Source organism: Roseateles sp. P4_D2 (assembly GCF_056401875.1).
The window spans coordinates 1-14,745 of record NZ_JBFUIM010000006.1; the positions used below are offsets into that span (position 1 = coordinate 1).

A 14,745-nucleotide genomic window follows, 5' to 3' on the forward strand; every position below is an offset into this window, starting at 1 on the left:
CGGCAGCGTCGTTCATGCGGATTCGGGCTGGGGTTGCGGGGGCGGGTCGGTGGGGTCGGGATTGGGAAGTGCGGGCGTGCCGTCGTCGCCAAACAGGCTCAGACTCGGGACGATCTCTTCGGCAGGCGGCTCTACGGGGATTTTTTCGGCAGGGATTTCGGCGGGCGTTTCAGCGAGCGTTTCAGCGGAAGCCTCGGCCGGCAACTCAGCGTCTTCTGAGTTGTCCAGCAGCTGGCCCTGCAGCGCCTCGAAGGCTGGCGGGGCTTCGCCGCCAATGTCCAGGGCGGGCAACTGCTCCAGGCTGGCAAGGCCCAGGTCGTCCAGGAAGGACTTGGTCGTCGCGTACAACGCCGGGCGGCCCGGGGTCTCGCGATGGCCGATGGCCTCGATCCAGCCGCGGTCCTCAAGCTGCTTGACGATCTGGCTGGCGACGACGACGCCACGGATGTCCTCGATGTCGCCGCGCGTGACAGGCTGGCGGTAGGCAATGATGGCCAGCGTCTCCAGCACGGCACGCGAATAGCGCGGCGGCTTCTCGGGATGCAGCCGGTCGAGGTACTCGCGCAGCTCGGGGCGGCTCTGGAAGCGCCAGCCCGAGGCCAGCGCCACCAGCTCGACGCCCTTGCCTTCCCAATCGCGGCTCAGCTCGTCAAGCAGGCTGCGCACGGTATCGGCGCCGAGTTCGTCGGCGAACAGGCTGCGCAGCTCGCGCAGCGTCAGCGGCTGCGAAGCACAGATCAGTGCGGTCTCGAGGACGCGCTTGGCATCCTGGGTGTTCATGAACGCAATCGCGCCCTCAATCAAGCCTGGCTTGGCAATCCGTCCGGGCCTGGGCGCTCACAGCGTTCGGCAGGCAATGCGGACGGGGTCTGTCCGGGCGTCACGGTGGGGCTCAACAGCCTTCCAGCGAAACGCGATCGGGGTGGTTGACCGGGCGGGCGGATGAACTGCTAACCGCACGGGTCGCGCACATTTGGCGCGCTGGCTGCCACGACAACCGAGGTGCATTGTATAGCCCTGTCAGCCGGGCAGGTCGGCGGCACCGATCTGAGCCCAGGCGGAGGCCAGGTCGGCGGGCAGCGGCGCGGTCAGCACCAGAGGTTCGCCGGTGGTCGGGTGGGTGAGGGACAGCCGTGCCGCATGCAGGGCCTGGCGGGTCAGGCCGAGGGCGGGCGCGCCGCCATAGAGCGCGTCCGCCAGCATGGGGTGGCCGCTGTGCGTCAGGTGAACGCGGATCTGGTGGGTGCGGCCCGTGTGCAACACGCAGTGCACCGCGCTGATGGCCCGGCCATTCACTTCGCCGACGCCCAACGGAAAGAAATCGGTGCGCGCCGGCTTGCCGAGGTTGGCGGGGGCAATGGCCATCTTGACGCGCGACACCGGGTCACGGCGCATGGCCTGCTCGACAACGAAAGGCTCCTCGACACGCCCCCAGGCCAGAGCCAGGTATTCACGGTGCACCTCGCGCGCCGAAATCTGACGCATCAGCGCCGTCACGGCCGCCAGCGTCTTGCCGACGACCATGACGCCGCTGGTGTCCTTGTCCAACCGGTGCACGATGCCGCCGCGCGGCAGCGTCGCTGCGGCGGCGTGATGGGCCAGCAGGCCGTTCATCAGCGTGCCCGACCAGTTGCCCGCGGCCGGGTGCACGACCAGACCGGCAGGCTTGTTGACCACCGCCATGTGCTCGTCCTCATAGACGAAGTCCAGCGCCATGGCCTCGGCACGGAAGGCGCGGCTCTCGTCGGTCGGCAGCAATTCGATCTCGACGCGCTGGCCGGCGCGCAGCTTGTGGGCGGCCTTCTCCAGCACCTTGCCGTCCACCGTCACGCAGCCGCGCTCGATCAGGGATTGCAGATGGTTGCGCGAGAACTCCGGCGCCCGTGTCGTCAGCCAGCGGTCGAGGCGCTCGCCATGGCCGGCGGCATCGACGTCTGCCGTGCGCCGTTCAGCGTCGCCGGCTTCTTCGACCCCCGGCTCGAATTCGTCCTGACCCCCCACCCTATACTCCGCGTCCATTGTTCCCTGTGACCAGCCGGCAGCATCGCCGTCGACTTCAGACATGTTTGTTGAGAAATTCAAGACCGCCCGCGTCGTCGCTGGCACTGTCCTGATGGCGTTCGCGCTGGGCTTGAGCGGTTGCGGCTCCACGGCCAAGGAGGATCCGAACTCCCAGGCGGCGCTGGACAAATTGTATGCAGACGCCAAGGACGACCTGAACGCCGGCAGTTACGACCGCGCCATCAAGGCGCTCGAAAAGATCGAAGGTCGCGCCGCCGGCACGACGATGGGCCAGCAGGCGACGCTGGACGTGGCCTGGGCGTACTACCGCACGGGCGAGCGCGCCCAGGCGATTGCCACGCTGGACCGCTTCATCAAGCTCAACCCGTCCAGCCCGGCGATGGACTACGCCCTGTACATGAAGGGCATCGTCAACTTCAACGAGGACTTGGGACTGTTCGGCCGCCTGGCCAACCAGGACGTGTCCGAGCGCGACCAGCAGGCCTCGCGAGAAGCCCTGCTGGCCTTCCGCCAGCTCGTCGAGCAATTCCCCGAGTCCAAGTACGCGGCCGAGGCGACGACGCGCATCAACTTCATCACCAACACGCTGGCGGCCTACGAGATCCACGTGGCGCGCTACTACTTCAACCGCAAGGCCTATGTCGCCGCGGCGAACCGCGCCCAGTCAGCCGTGGCCGAGTTCCAGTACGCGCCCGGCATCGAGGAAGGCCTCTTCATCATGGGCGAGAGCTATGACAAGCTCGGCCTGACCCAGCTGCGTGACGACGCGCGCCGCGTGCTCGACAAGAACTTCCCCGACAGCCAGTACGCCAGCAACGGCGCCAACCGCAAGAAGCCCTGGTGGCAGCTCTGGTGATCTGACGCTTCGGCGTCGGCCACTGATGATCGGCGCCTTCAGCGCCGGCTGGCGCTGAGTTCCTCTAGCCAAGCCAGGGCCTCGGCTTCGTTGGCCACCGCCGTCATCGGCGGCAGGGCCGCACGCAGGCGGCGGCCGTAGTTCATGCCCGCCATGCGCGGGTCGCAGACCACCAGCAGGCCGCGGTCGGTCTCGGTGCGGATCAGCCGCCCGGCGCCCTGCTTGAGCGCAATCGCCGCCTCGGCGACGAAATATTCCGAGAAGGCATTGCGCCCCTGCGCCTCCAGGCGTTGCACGCGCGCCTCCACGAGCGGGTCGTTGGGCGGCGGGAAGGGCAATTTGTCAATGATCACGCATTGCAGTGCGTCGCCGGGCACATCGATGCCTTCCCAGAAGCTGGCCGAGCCGACCAGGACCGACGCCGGGTTGTCGATGAAGCGCTGCAGCAGCACACGTTTGGGGGCAGCGCCCTGCTGCAGCACGGCGATCGCGTCGCCGGCCTCTTCGAAGCGCTCACGCAGCGCGTCGGCCACGGTCTGCAGATTGCGCAGCGTCGTGGTCAGCACGAAAGTGCGACCGCCCAGCGCCCGTGCCAGGCGTGAAGCCAGCAGGGCAACGCTGGGCGGATGGCTGGGCTCGCTGGGCTTGGGGAAACCGCGCGGCACATAGAGGCGCGCGTGGCTTGGATAGTCGAAGGGGCTGCCCACACGCAGCACCTCGGCTTCGGTCAGGCCGGCGGGCTCGGTGAACCACGTCAATCCTTCGTCGTCGCCCAGCGTGGCCGAGGTGAACACCCAGGCCTTGGGCGGCCCCTCCAGCTGCTGCTGCATCGCGTCGCGGATGTCCAGGGGTGACTCGACCAGGCGGGCCGCATGCGGGCTGATGTCGATCCAGCGCACGTCTCCCGGATCAGGGTCGGTGGCGAACTGTTTGGCCAACTCACGCAACTCCTGGGCCCGCTCACACAGGCGCGCGAAATCGGGCGCAGCCTCGCGCACGGCGGTCAGGGCCTCCAAGGCCTTGGCCGTCGCCACTTCGACGCCAGCCAGCGCCGTGGCGAAACCGGGCTGGTTCGCCCTCTCCTTCCAGCCCAGCTTGAGTGTGCCGCGCAGCTCGCGGCCGGCGGTGGCCAGCGGGCCGGCCGCGGCCAGGCGCAGCTCCCGCGCCGCCTTCTCGACACCCGCATGCAAGCCCTGCCAGTCGTGCACGCCGCGTGCATGGGCCAGGCCCTGGGCCAGCACATCACGCGCGAAATCGATCAGCGAGGCCGTACCCAGCAGCGTGCCGAGGAACTGCACGCCGGCCTCGGCGAGCTGGTGGGCCTCGTCGAAGATGGCGATCTCGACGCTGGGCAGCAGCTCGGCCACGCCGGTATCGCGCAGCGTCATGTCGGCAAAGAAGAGGTGGTGATTGACGACGACGACGTCGGCCTCCATCGCCTCGCGCCGCGCCTTGACGACGTAGCAGCTCTTCCAGTCCGGGCATTCCTGGCCCAGGCAGTTCTCGCGGCTGGAGCTGACGATGGGGATGATGGGCGAGCGCTCATCCAGCCCGTCGATCTCGGCAAAGTCGCCTGTCGTCGTGCCCAGGGCCCAGCGCTCGATGCGCGCCAGCGACAGCGCCGTACGCCGGTCCGGGAACTCGCCGGACACGCGCGCCTCCTTCATGCGGTGCAGGCAGAGATAGCTGCTGCGGCCCTTCAGCAGCGCCAGGCGCACCGGCGTGTTCAAGGCCTTGGTCAGTCGCGGCAGGTCGCGCAGGAAGAGCTGGTCCTGCAGGCTCTTGGTGGCGGTGCTGATGAGGGCACGGCTACCCGCCAGCAGGGCCGGGACGAGGTAGGCGAAGGTCTTGCCGACACCGGTACCCGCTTCGACGACCAGGGCCTGGCGGCGGCTGAGCGCCCGGGCGACGGCACGGGTCATCTCCAACTGGGGCGCGCGGGGCCTGTAGCCCCGGTCCAGGCGCGCCAAGGGGCCGTCCAGGTCGAAAGCGGCCAAAACGGCCTGTTCGAGTTCGTCAGCAGCGGGCGGGGCGGGAGGGGTGGCCTGATCGAGGGCGTCGAGCCAGTCGTCGAGATCAGGCGGGTTCATCGGGCTCGGTGGCGGCCTCCAACCGGGCAATCATGTCGCGCAGAACCAGGCGGCGCTTCTTCAGCCGCTGCAGTGCCAACTCGTCCACCGGCGACTGTTCGACCAGTCGGTCGATCATCGCGTCGAGGTCGCCATGCTCCATGCGCAGCTCGATGAGCCGCCGGGGCAACGAGTGAAGTTGTTCATCCATCCAAGGGTTTACGAAGGCGGTTCGATGCGGGCAAAAGCTCACCGGCCAGTATAGTTTTCGGCATGCCCTCATCCACCGCCGTCGGTTTCCGACTCAATGCCGCCACCGGCACCCATCGCGGGGACCGGGCCTATCAGCAGGATCAGGTGGCCGTCATCGCCCACCCGCGCATAGCGGGCTGCATGATGGGCATCGTGGCAGACGGCATGGGCGGCAAGAGCGGCGGGCGCAAGGCGGCCGACCAGGTCATCCTGACGGCGCACCAGCTGTTCGAGCGCTATTCGCCCGAGGATGAGCTGCCTGCCGAGCTGCTGAGCCAGATCACGGCGGAGGCGCACCTGATGATCAAGCTGACGGCCATCTCCGCCGAGGAGGAACCGCACAGCACGATCGCCGGCTTCGTCATCACCAGCGACCGCTGCGTGCACTGGATCCATTCCGGCGACTCGCGCATCTACTGGTTCCGCGGCGCGCGCCTGGTCAAGCGCTCCATGGACCACTCCTATGTGCAGCGCCTCGTCGACGAGGGCCAGCTCACCGAGGCCGAGGCCAGCTCGCATCCGCAGAGCAATCTGCTGACGGCCTGCCTGGGAACGGTGCAGGACCCGACGTCGACATCGGAGCGCTTCGAGAACCTCGAAGTGGGCGACACGCTGATGTGCTGCAGCGACGGGCTCTGGCACTACTTCACCGCCCAGGAGCTGGGCAGCGTGCTCTACAGCCTGCCGCCGCGCGAAGCGGCCGAGTTGCTGGTGAGCAAGGCGCGCCAGCGCGCCCGGGGCGGCGGCGACAACCTGTCCGTCGCCATCGTCAAGCTTGAGAACCTCGATTAGCGGCCGCTACCGCGACGCGGCTGATGCGCCCGGCAACGGCAGGGGCGCAGCCAGCGGCTTGGCCCTGGCCTTCTGTCTGGCCTCGTGCTCGGCAATGCGCTGCTGCTGACGCTTCTCGCGCACCTCAGCCTGTTCGCGGCGCTTGGCCGCCTCGGCCTCGGACTTGTTTTCGGCCTGCTGACGGCGCCGTGCCGCATCTTCCGGGCCGAGCGCGCGGGGCGTGCGGGAGGCGGCCACCGCAGGTGGGGCTGGCGGCGGCGCCGTGAGGATGCGCTCGCGCTTCTGGCCCTCGTCCTGAGACGCGGCGAGCTCGCGTTCGCGCACGCGCTGGGTCTGGGCTGCCGCGCGGGCACGACGCTCCTCGGCCGCGAGTTCATTTTCCCGTCGCACCAGGGGTGCCAACGCCTCGTGGCGGCGCCTACGCAGCTCATCCAGGCAGGCAGCGACGGAAAAGCGCTGCTCGCAGTCCAGCTTTTCCTGCGCGAAGCGCTGCTCGATGGCGGCGCGCTGGACAGCGACCTCGGCACGCGTGGCCGGCTGAGGTGTTTCCGCACAAGCCACCACGGCCGCGAGCCAGAGCCCCACCAGCAGGCCGCCGCGACAGCCGGCGGCCACATCAAGCGGCCGCCGTGGAACCGGCTTTGCCGGGCCACTGGCGGCGCCCCCTCGAAGGGGACTGAGGCCGGACACAAACGGCACGCCGTTTGCGCCTGCCGAAGGGTCGGCCCCTCCGGGGTCGGCGCGGCCTGCAAGGTGCGCGAAGCGAGTAGGGGGTGGCCTCATGTGAGCGAAGTATCAACCTCGCGACGGGCCAAGGCGAGGTATTCGGCCGAGCGCATTTCCTGCAAGCGCGACACCGTGCGCGGGAATTCGTGAGCCAGCGGCCCTTCGGTGTAAAGCTGCTCCGCTGGCACCGCGGCCGAAATGATGAGTTTGACGCGGCGGTCGTAGAGCACGTCCACCAGCCAGGTGAAGCGGCGCGCCTCGCTGGCCAGGCGCACCGGCATCTCCGGCACGTCGGACAGGATGACGGTATGGAACTGACTGGCCAGCTCGAGGTAGTCGTTCTGCGAGCGCGGACCACCACAAAGCGTTGCGAAATCGAACCAGACGACACCGCCGGCACGCCGACGCGCGTAGAGGGCGCGGTGCTCGATCATCAGCTTGCGGTCCTCGTCCTGCGCTTCTGCGAGGGACTCGAAGGCCTGGGTAAGCGCCGCTTCCGTCGACTCGTTCAGCGGCGTCAGGTAGAGGTTCATGTCCTCCAGGGTGCGGCGCCGGTAGTCGGTGCCGGCATCGACATTGATGACCTCGAGGTTGGCCTTCAGCAGCTCGATGGCGGGCAGGATGCGATCGCGGTGCAGGCCGTTGGGATAGAGCCCGTCGGGGTGGAAGTTGGACGTCGTGATGATGGACACGCGGTTGCGGAACAGCGCGTCCAGCAGGCGATGCAGGATCATCGCGTCGGTCACGTCGGCGACGTGGAATTCGTCGAAGCAGATCAGGCGGAAACGCCGCGCGATGCGCTTGCCGAGTTCGTCCAGCGGGTCGGCAATGCCCTTGAGTTCCTGCAGCTCGCGGTGCACCTCGCGCATGAACTCGTGGAAGTGCAGTCGCGTCTTGCGCTGCAGCGGCACGGCCTGGAAGAAGCAGTCCATCAGGAAGCTCTTGCCTCGGCCTACGCCGCCGTACATGTAAACGCCGCGCGGGATGGGCGGGCGCACCAGCAGCTTGGTCACGGCATTGGCGCGCCGCGCCTTGTAGCTGGCCCATTCGTCCTGGCAGCGCTGCAGGGCCTCGATGGCACGCAGCTGCGCAGCGTCGGCCGTGAAGCCGCGCTCGGTGAGGGTCTGCTGGTAAAGCTCAGTGACTGAGGTCATCGCAAAAAAAGGGGCGACTATCTGGCCGCCCCTTTCGATTCGCTACGTGCGATCAGAAGTTCAGCGTGCGCTTGTCGACGGCCAGGGCCGCTTCCTTCGTCGCTTCGCTCAAGCTGGGGTGGGCGTGGCAGATGCGCGCGATGTCCTCGGCCGAGGCCTTGAACTCCATCGCCACCACCGCCTCGGAGATCAGCTCCGACGCGAACGGGCCAATGATGTGCACGCCCAGGATCTCGTCGGTCTTGGCGTCGGCCAGGAACTTGACGAAGCCGGTCGTGTCGCCCAGCGCGCGGGCGCGGCCGTTGGCCAGGAAGGGGAACTGGCCCGCCTTGTAGGCCACGCCGTCCGCCTTCAGCTGCTGCTCGGTCTTGCCGACCCAGGCGATCTCGGGGCTGGTGTAGATGACCCAGGGCACGGTGTTGAAGTTGACATGCCCGTGCTGGCCGGCCATGCGCTCGGCCACGGCCACGCCCTCTTCTTCGGCCTTGTGCGCGAGCATGGGGCCGCGCACGACGTCGCCGATGGCCCAGACGCCCGGCAGGCTGGTCTTGCAGTCGTCATCCACGACGATGGCGCCGCGCTCGTCCAGCTTCAGGCCGACCACATCAGCACCCAGGCCGATGGTGTTGGGCACGCGGCCGATGGAGACGATAAGCTTGTCGACGTCCAGCGTCTTGGCCTCGCCCTTGGCGTCGGTGTAGGCGACGCTGACACCCTTCTTGCCTGACTTGACCTCGCCCACCTTCACGCCGAGCTGGATGTCCAGGCCCTGCTTCTTGAAGACCTTGGCGGCTTCCTTGGCGACGCTCTCGTCCACCGCGCCCAGGAAGGCCGGCAGGCCTTCCAGCACGGTCACTTCCGCGCCCAGGCGGCGCCAGACCGAGCCCATCTCCAGGCCGATGACGCCGGCGCCGATCAGGCCCAGCTTCTTGGGCGTCGCGCCGACGCGCAGTGCGCCGTCGTTGGACAGGATGTTCTCTTCGTCGAAGGGCACGCCGGGCAGCGCGCGGGCGTTGGAGCCGGTGGCGACGATGACCTGCTTGGCGGCGATGGTTTCCTCACCAGCCTTGAGCTCATAACCGCCATCCTTGGCGGCAACGAAGGAGCCACGACCGTGGAAGAACGTGACCTTGTTCTTCTTGAACAGGTAGACGATGCCGTCGTTGTTCTGCTTCACGACCTGGTCCTTGCGGGCCAGCATCTTGGCGACGTCCATCTTGACGTTGTCGGCCGTGATGCCGTGATCGGCGAAGTGGTGGTTCAGCTGCTCGTAGTGCTCGCTGGACTGCAGCAGGGCCTTGGACGGGATGCAGCCGACGTTGGTGCAGGTGCCGCCAAGAGCGGGGCCGCCCTTGTCGTTCTTCCACTCGTCGATGCAGGCCACGTTCATGCCCAGCTGGGCCGCGCGGATGGCCGCGATATAGCCGCCGGGGCCGCCGCCGATGACGACGACGTCGAATTGCTTGGTGCTCATGCTGATCGTTTCCTTGGCTTAGATGTCGAACAGCAGACGAGCCGGATCTTCCAGCGCTTCCTTCATGGTCACCAGGCCCAGCACGGCTTCGCGGCCGTCGATGATGCGGTGGTCATAGGACATGGCGAGGTAGTTGATCGGGCGCACGACGACCTGGCCGTTCTCGACCACGGCGCGGTCCTTGGTCGCATGCACGCCCAGGATGGCCGACTGAGGCGGGTTGATGATGGGCGTGGACAGCATGGAGCCGAAGGTGCCGCCGTTGGAGATGGAGAAGGTGCCGCCGGTCAGGTCGTCGATGGACAGCTTGCCGTCCTTGGCCTTCTGGCCGAACTCGGCGATCTTCTTCTCGATGTCGGCGAAGCTCATCTGGTCGACATTGCGCAGCACCGGCACGACGAGGCCGCGAGGCGAGCCCACCGCAATGCCGATGTCGAAGTAGCCGTGGTAGACGATGTCGTTGCCATCGACCGAGGCATTGATGATCGGGTACTTCTTCAGCGCCGCGACGGCTGCCTTGACGAAGAAGCTCATGAAGCCGAGCTTGACGCCGTGCTCCTTCTCGAACTTCTCCTGGAACTTCTTGCGCATCTCCATGACCGGGGCCATGTTGACTTCGTTGAAGGTGGTCAGGATGGCGTTGGTGGACTGCGACTGCACCAGGCGCTCGGCGATGCGGGCGCGCAAGCGGGTCATCGGCACGCGCTGCTCGGGGCGATCGCCCAGGTTCTGCTGAGCAGGCGCAGCCACGGCCGGCAGCGGTTTGGCGACAGCGGGCGAGGCGGGCACGACCAGCGGCGCGGCAACAGCGGCGGGCTTGGCAGAGGCGCCGAGGGCGTCGCCCTTGGTGACGCGGCCGTCTTTGCCGGAGCCAGGAACGTCAGTGGCGGCCAAGCCCTTCTCGGCCAGGATCTTGGCGGCGGCGGGCATGGCCACGTCGCCCTTGTTGGCGGCGGCCGGTGCAGCGACAGGCGCAGCAGCCGGAGCGGCGGCAGCGGGTGCGGCGGCGCCGGCCTTGCCTTCGGTATCGATCTTGGCGAGCAGTTGCTGGCTGACGACGGTGCTGCCGTCAGCCACCAGGACTTCGCCCAGCACGCCGGAAGCGGGCGCGGGGACTTCGAGTACGACCTTGTCGGTCTCGATCTCGACGAGGGTTTCGTCGATGGTGACGGCTTCGCCGGGCTTCTTCTTCCAGGTCAGCAGCGTGCCCTCGGAAACGGATTCGGAAAACTGGGGAACTTGGACGTCAACGATGGCCATGGTGGGAGGCTCCGTGTTCTTTATTCGGTGTGATGCGGTACAGGCGCAAGTGAGCGCAGCGCCTGAAAAGTGGCGCTGCGCGGTGCGGTCTTATTTGGTGAGGATGAAGCCCTTGAGCTTGGCAAACGCCTGATCCAGCAGCGCCTTCTGCTGCTCCTGGTGCAGGTGGGCATAGCCGCAGGCCGGGCTGGCGCTGGCCGGACGGCCGGCATAGCCGAGCTTCTGGCCTTCGCTCATGTTCTCGTGCACATAGTGCTGCACGAAGAACCAGGCGCCCTGGTTCTGCGGTTCGTCCTGGCACCAGACGATGTCGGTGGCGTTCGGGTACTTCTTCAACTCGGCCGCGAAGGCCTTGTGCGGGAAGGGGTAGAGCTGCTCGACGCGCACGATGGCCACGTCCGCAGACTTCTTCTCGGCCCGCGCCTTGACCAGGTCGTAATAGACCTTGCCCGAACAGACGATGACGCGCTTGACCTTCTCGGCATTCAGCGCGGCGTCCTGTTCACCGATGATGGTCTTGAAATCGCCCTTGGTGAAATCGGCCAGCGGCGAGGTGGCATCCTTCGCGCGCAGCAGGCTCTTGGGCGTCATGATGACCAGGGGCTTGCGGAACATGCGCAGCATCTGGCGGCGCAGCACGTGGAAGATCTGCGCGGCGTTGGTGGGCTGCACGACCTGCATGTTGTTGTCCGCGGCCAGCTGCATGAAGCGCTCCAGGCGCGCCGAGCTGTGCTCCGGGCCCTGGCCTTCGTAGCCGTGCGGCAGCATCATCGTCAGGCCGTTGGAGCGGCCCCACTTCACTTCGCCGGAGGCGATGAACTGGTCGATGACGACCTGGGCGCCGTTGACGAAGTCGCCGAACTGCGCCTCCCAGATCGTCAGCGTGTTGGGCTCGGCCGCGGCATAGCCGTACTCGAAGCCCAGCACCGCTTCTTCAGACAGGATGGAGTCGATGACGGTGAACGGTGCCTGGCCTTCGGCCACGTTCTGCAGCGGGATGTAGGTACCGGCGTCCCAGTTGGCGCGGTTCTGGTCGTGCAGCACGGCGTGGCGGTGCGTGAACGTGCCGCGGCCGCTGTCCTCGCCGGACAGGCGCACTGGGTAGCCCGAAGCCACCAGCGACGCGAAAGCCATGGACTCGCCCATGCCCCAGTCGATGTTGACTTCGCCGCGGCCCATCGTGGCGCGGTCGGCGTAGAGCTTGGCAACGAGGTTGTGGGCCGCGAAGTCCTTGGGCAGCGTCGTGAGCTTCTCGGCCAGGCGTTTCCACTCGGCCACCGGAATGGCGGTGTCACAGCTGTCGGTCCACTTCTTGCCCAGGAAGGGCGACCAGTCGGTGGCGAACTTGCTCTTGAAGTTGGTCAGCACCGGGTCGACGGTGTGGCGGCCTTCGTCCATGGCGGCGCGGTAGGCCTTGACCATGTCGTCCGGGCCTTCGGCCGGCAGCACGTTCTGCGCCACCAGCTTGTCGCCATAGACCTTGCGCGTGCCGGGGTGGGCGGCAATCTTCTTGTACATCAGCGGCTGGGTCAGCGCCGGCGTGTCCTGTTCGTTGTGGCCGAGCTTGCGGAAGCAGACGATGTCCAGGACGACGTCCTTCTTGAACTCGGCGCGGTAGTCCATGCACAGCTGCGTGGCCCAGACGACGGCCTCAGGGTCGTCGCCGTTCACGTGCAGCACCGGCGCTTCGATCATCTTGACGACGTCGGAGCAGTACCAGGTGGAGCGCAGGTCGCGCGGGTCGCTGGTGGTGAAGCCGATCTGGTTGTTGATGATGATGTGGACCGTGCCGCCGGTGCGGTAGCCGCGCGTCTGCGCCATCGCCAGCGTTTCCTGCACGACGCCCTGGCCACCGAAGGCCGCGTCACCGTGCACCAGCACCGGCAGCACCTGGGCGCCTTCGCTGTCGCCGCGGCGGTCCTGGCGGGCGCGCACGCTGCCTTCAACGACCGGGTTGACGATTTCCAGGTGGGACGGATTGAAGGCCAGGCTCAGGTGCACCGGGCCGCCAGGCGTGGACACGTCGGAGCTGAAGCCCTGGTGGTACTTCACGTCGCCGGCCGGCAGGTCTTCGGCAGCCTTGTGCTCGAACTCGGCGAACAGGTCGGCAGGCATCTTGCCCAGCGTGTTGACCAGCACGTTCAGGCGGCCGCGGTGGGCCATGCCGATGACGATTTCCTGCACGCCGCGCTCGCCGCCACGCTGGATCACTTCGTCCATCGCCGCGATGAAGCTCTCGCCGCCTTCCAGCGAGAAACGCTTCTGGCCGACGTACTTGGTGTGGAGATAGCGCTCCAGGCCTTCGGCCGCGGTCAGGCGGTCGAGGATGTGCTTCTTCTCTTCGGCCGAGAAGGTCGGCTTGCCGCGCGCCTTCTCCAGGCGCTCCTGCCACCAGCGCTTCTCGCCGGGGTCGGAGCCGTGCATGAATTCGGAGCCGATCGAGCCGCAATAGGTCTCGCGCAGGGCCTGCACGATCTGGCGCAGCGTCATCGTCTCGCCGCCGAAATAGCTGTTCACGGCGCTGAACGAGATGTCCATGTCGGACTCGGTCAGGTCGTAGAACGCCGGGTCCAGCTCGGGAATCTTGGGGCGCTCGGCGCGTTTGAGGGGGTCCAGCTCGGCCCAGCGGTTGCCGAGGAAACGGTAGGCCGCGATCAGCGACTGCACGTGCACCTGCTTGCGGGCGACGGCCAGATCGGCGCTGGAGGCCTTGTTGGCGAAGGCATTGGCCTTGGCGCGCTGGGCAAAGGATTCAACGACCGGCGCATGGGCCACGTCGCGGGCCTCGCTGCCATCCACCGCCGGGACATGCTGCAACGCGTCGAAATAGGCGCGCCAGTTGTCCGGGACGGAACCCGGGTTGTCGAGGTAGGCCTCGTACATCTCCTCCACATACGGCGCGTTTCCGCCGAACAGGTAGGAGTTGGACCTGTATTGCTGCATCATCTTTCGCTCACCTCATGCCCCGGTTTCCAGGGAGTTGGCTGGTTGAAGAACCTTCCGCGACACGGCTCGACCGGTTGGCGGATTGCGACCCACCTCTGCTGTTGCCAGGGGCAACTGCAAAAGGGACGGGAAGGAATAAAAGTATCAGGGGCGGACTCTAGCACTCCGGGTTTGCCCGACAAGGTGGACGGGGTGCGACAAAGTTCACGCACCGGGATGCAGCAAAGTTGACTGGCCCGTAAACTTGGTGGTCGCGCCAGCCCCGAGATTGAATGGTTGAACGCGAGGGACATTCAGGAGATCCCAGATGCAAGTCCAGGTCGTTGACTACCGTGCGCCCGACGCCGCGGAGAAGTTCACCCGCTCCCTGCACGAGACCGGTTTCGGCGTGCTGACCAACCACCCGATCCGCCAAACCCTGGTCGAGAAGATCTACGCCGACTGGCTGGCCTTCTTCAACAGCGAGGCCAAGCATGGTTTCGCGTTTTCCAAGGAGACGCAGGATGGTTATTTCTCGACGGAGATTTCAGAAACTGCGAAGGGCTCCAAGCAGAAGGACATCAAGGAGTACTTCCACGTCTACCCCTGGGGCCGCATCCCGGAGCCGCTGAAGGCTGATGCCCTCGCCTACTACCATGAAGCCAATGCGCTGGCGGAGGAACTGCTGGGCTGGGTGGAGCGTTACACGCCGCCAGAGATCGCGGCCAAGTACCGCGAGCCGCTGTCGAACATGATCCAGGGCAGCAGCAAGACCCTGCTGCGCGTGCTGCGCTACCCGCCGTTGACGGGCGAAGAGCCGGTGGGCTCCATCCGCGCCGCAGCGCATGGCGACATCAATCTGCTGACCATCCTGCCCGCCGCCAACGAGCCGGGCCTGCAGGTACTGGGCACCGACGGTGCCTGGCACGACGTGCCCTGCGACTTCGGCACGTTGACCATCAACATCGGCGACATGCTGCAGGAAGCCTCCGAGGGCTATTACCCGTCGACCCAGCACCGCGTGGTGAACCCGACCGGCGAAGGCGCGAAGAAGAGCCGCGTGTCGCTGCCGCTGTTCCTGCATCCGCGCGACAACGTCGTGCTGAGTGATCGCTATACGGCCGACAGCTATCTGAACGAGCGGCTGCGCGAGTTGGGCGTGAAGACCTGAAGACCGGCCTTCAGTGGAAAGGGCGCCACGGGCGCTTGCCTGCC

The 14,745-nt window shown here is 66.9% G+C and carries 12 protein-coding genes; 3 read left to right on the plus strand and 9 right to left on the minus strand.

Annotation, left to right across the window (positions count from 1 at the left end):
* Nucleotides 1-12: 12 nt before the first annotated feature.
* Together scpB and AC1DW0_RS11960 are read right to left on the minus strand one after the other, a co-directional pair.
* Nucleotides 13-780: an SMC-Scp complex subunit ScpB gene (scpB, locus tag AC1DW0_RS11955; protein WP_477946049.1), complete on the minus strand. Its 768-nt coding sequence runs from the start codon at nucleotides 778-780 to the stop codon at nucleotides 13-15.
* Between the two features lie 240 nt (nucleotides 781-1,020).
* On the minus strand, nucleotides 1,021-2,019 hold the full coding sequence (locus AC1DW0_RS11960; RefSeq protein WP_477946419.1) for an RluA family pseudouridine synthase: 999 nt from the start codon (nucleotides 2,017-2,019) through the stop codon (nucleotides 1,021-1,023).
* 43 nt (nucleotides 2,020-2,062) lie between these two features.
* Between AC1DW0_RS11960 and AC1DW0_RS11965 the strand changes: the two genes are divergently transcribed.
* Complete coding sequence (locus AC1DW0_RS11965) at nucleotides 2,063-2,878, plus strand: outer membrane protein assembly factor BamD (protein ID WP_457349671.1); 816 nt, start codon at nucleotides 2,063-2,065, stop codon at nucleotides 2,876-2,878.
* Between the two features lie 38 nt (nucleotides 2,879-2,916).
* Here AC1DW0_RS11965 and AC1DW0_RS11970 read toward each other — a convergent pair whose 3' ends face one another.
* Nucleotides 2,917-4,968 (minus strand): ATP-dependent DNA helicase, encoded by a 2,052-nt coding sequence (locus tag AC1DW0_RS11970; RefSeq protein ID WP_477946051.1) that lies wholly within the window; start codon nucleotides 4,966-4,968, stop codon nucleotides 2,917-2,919.
* On the minus strand, nucleotides 4,955-5,158 hold the full coding sequence (locus AC1DW0_RS11975; protein WP_056198185.1) for a YdcH family protein: 204 nt from the start codon (nucleotides 5,156-5,158) through the stop codon (nucleotides 4,955-4,957). Before AC1DW0_RS11975 ends, AC1DW0_RS11970 begins: the two co-directional genes overlap by 14 nt.
* A gap of 62 nt (nucleotides 5,159-5,220) precedes the next feature.
* Between AC1DW0_RS11975 and AC1DW0_RS11980 the strand changes: the two genes are divergently transcribed.
* Nucleotides 5,221-5,991 carry a PP2C family protein-serine/threonine phosphatase gene (locus AC1DW0_RS11980; protein ID WP_457324019.1) on the plus strand — a complete coding sequence of 257 codons (771 nt, stop codon included), beginning with the start codon at nucleotides 5,221-5,223 and terminating at the stop codon, nucleotides 5,989-5,991.
* 6 nt (nucleotides 5,992-5,997) lie between these two features.
* Here AC1DW0_RS11980 and AC1DW0_RS11985 read toward each other — a convergent pair whose 3' ends face one another.
* The 5 genes from AC1DW0_RS11985 to AC1DW0_RS12005 all read right to left on the minus strand — a co-directional run bounded on the left by AC1DW0_RS11985 (nucleotide 5,998) and on the right by AC1DW0_RS12005 (nucleotide 13,551).
* A complete protein-coding gene (locus AC1DW0_RS11985; RefSeq protein WP_477946054.1) occupies nucleotides 5,998-6,606 on the minus strand; it encodes a hypothetical protein in 609 nt (202 codons plus the stop codon).
* Nucleotides 6,607-6,770: 164 nt separating this feature from the next.
* A complete protein-coding gene (gene zapE / locus AC1DW0_RS11990) occupies nucleotides 6,771-7,871 on the minus strand; it encodes a cell division protein ZapE (protein ID WP_457349663.1) in 1,101 nt (366 codons plus the stop codon).
* Between the two features lie 52 nt (nucleotides 7,872-7,923).
* Entirely contained in the window at nucleotides 7,924-9,345 is a 1,422-nt protein-coding gene (gene lpdA, locus AC1DW0_RS11995) for a dihydrolipoyl dehydrogenase (protein WP_477946056.1), read from the minus strand.
* Between the two features lie 18 nt (nucleotides 9,346-9,363).
* Nucleotides 9,364-10,605, minus strand: a complete 1,242-nt coding sequence (gene odhB / locus AC1DW0_RS12000) for a 2-oxoglutarate dehydrogenase complex dihydrolipoyllysine-residue succinyltransferase (RefSeq protein WP_477946058.1) — start codon at nucleotides 10,603-10,605, stop codon at nucleotides 9,364-9,366.
* Between the two features lie 90 nt (nucleotides 10,606-10,695).
* Nucleotides 10,696-13,551 carry a 2-oxoglutarate dehydrogenase E1 component gene (locus AC1DW0_RS12005; RefSeq protein WP_056198200.1) on the minus strand — a complete coding sequence of 952 codons (2,856 nt, stop codon included), beginning with the start codon at nucleotides 13,549-13,551 and terminating at the stop codon, nucleotides 10,696-10,698.
* Nucleotides 13,552-13,858: 307 nt separating this feature from the next.
* Between AC1DW0_RS12005 and AC1DW0_RS12010 the strand changes: the two genes are divergently transcribed.
* Entirely contained in the window at nucleotides 13,859-14,701 is an 843-nt protein-coding gene (locus AC1DW0_RS12010; RefSeq protein ID WP_477946060.1) for a 2OG-Fe(II) oxygenase family protein, read from the plus strand.
* The last annotated feature ends 44 nt before the right edge of the window (nucleotides 14,702-14,745 follow it).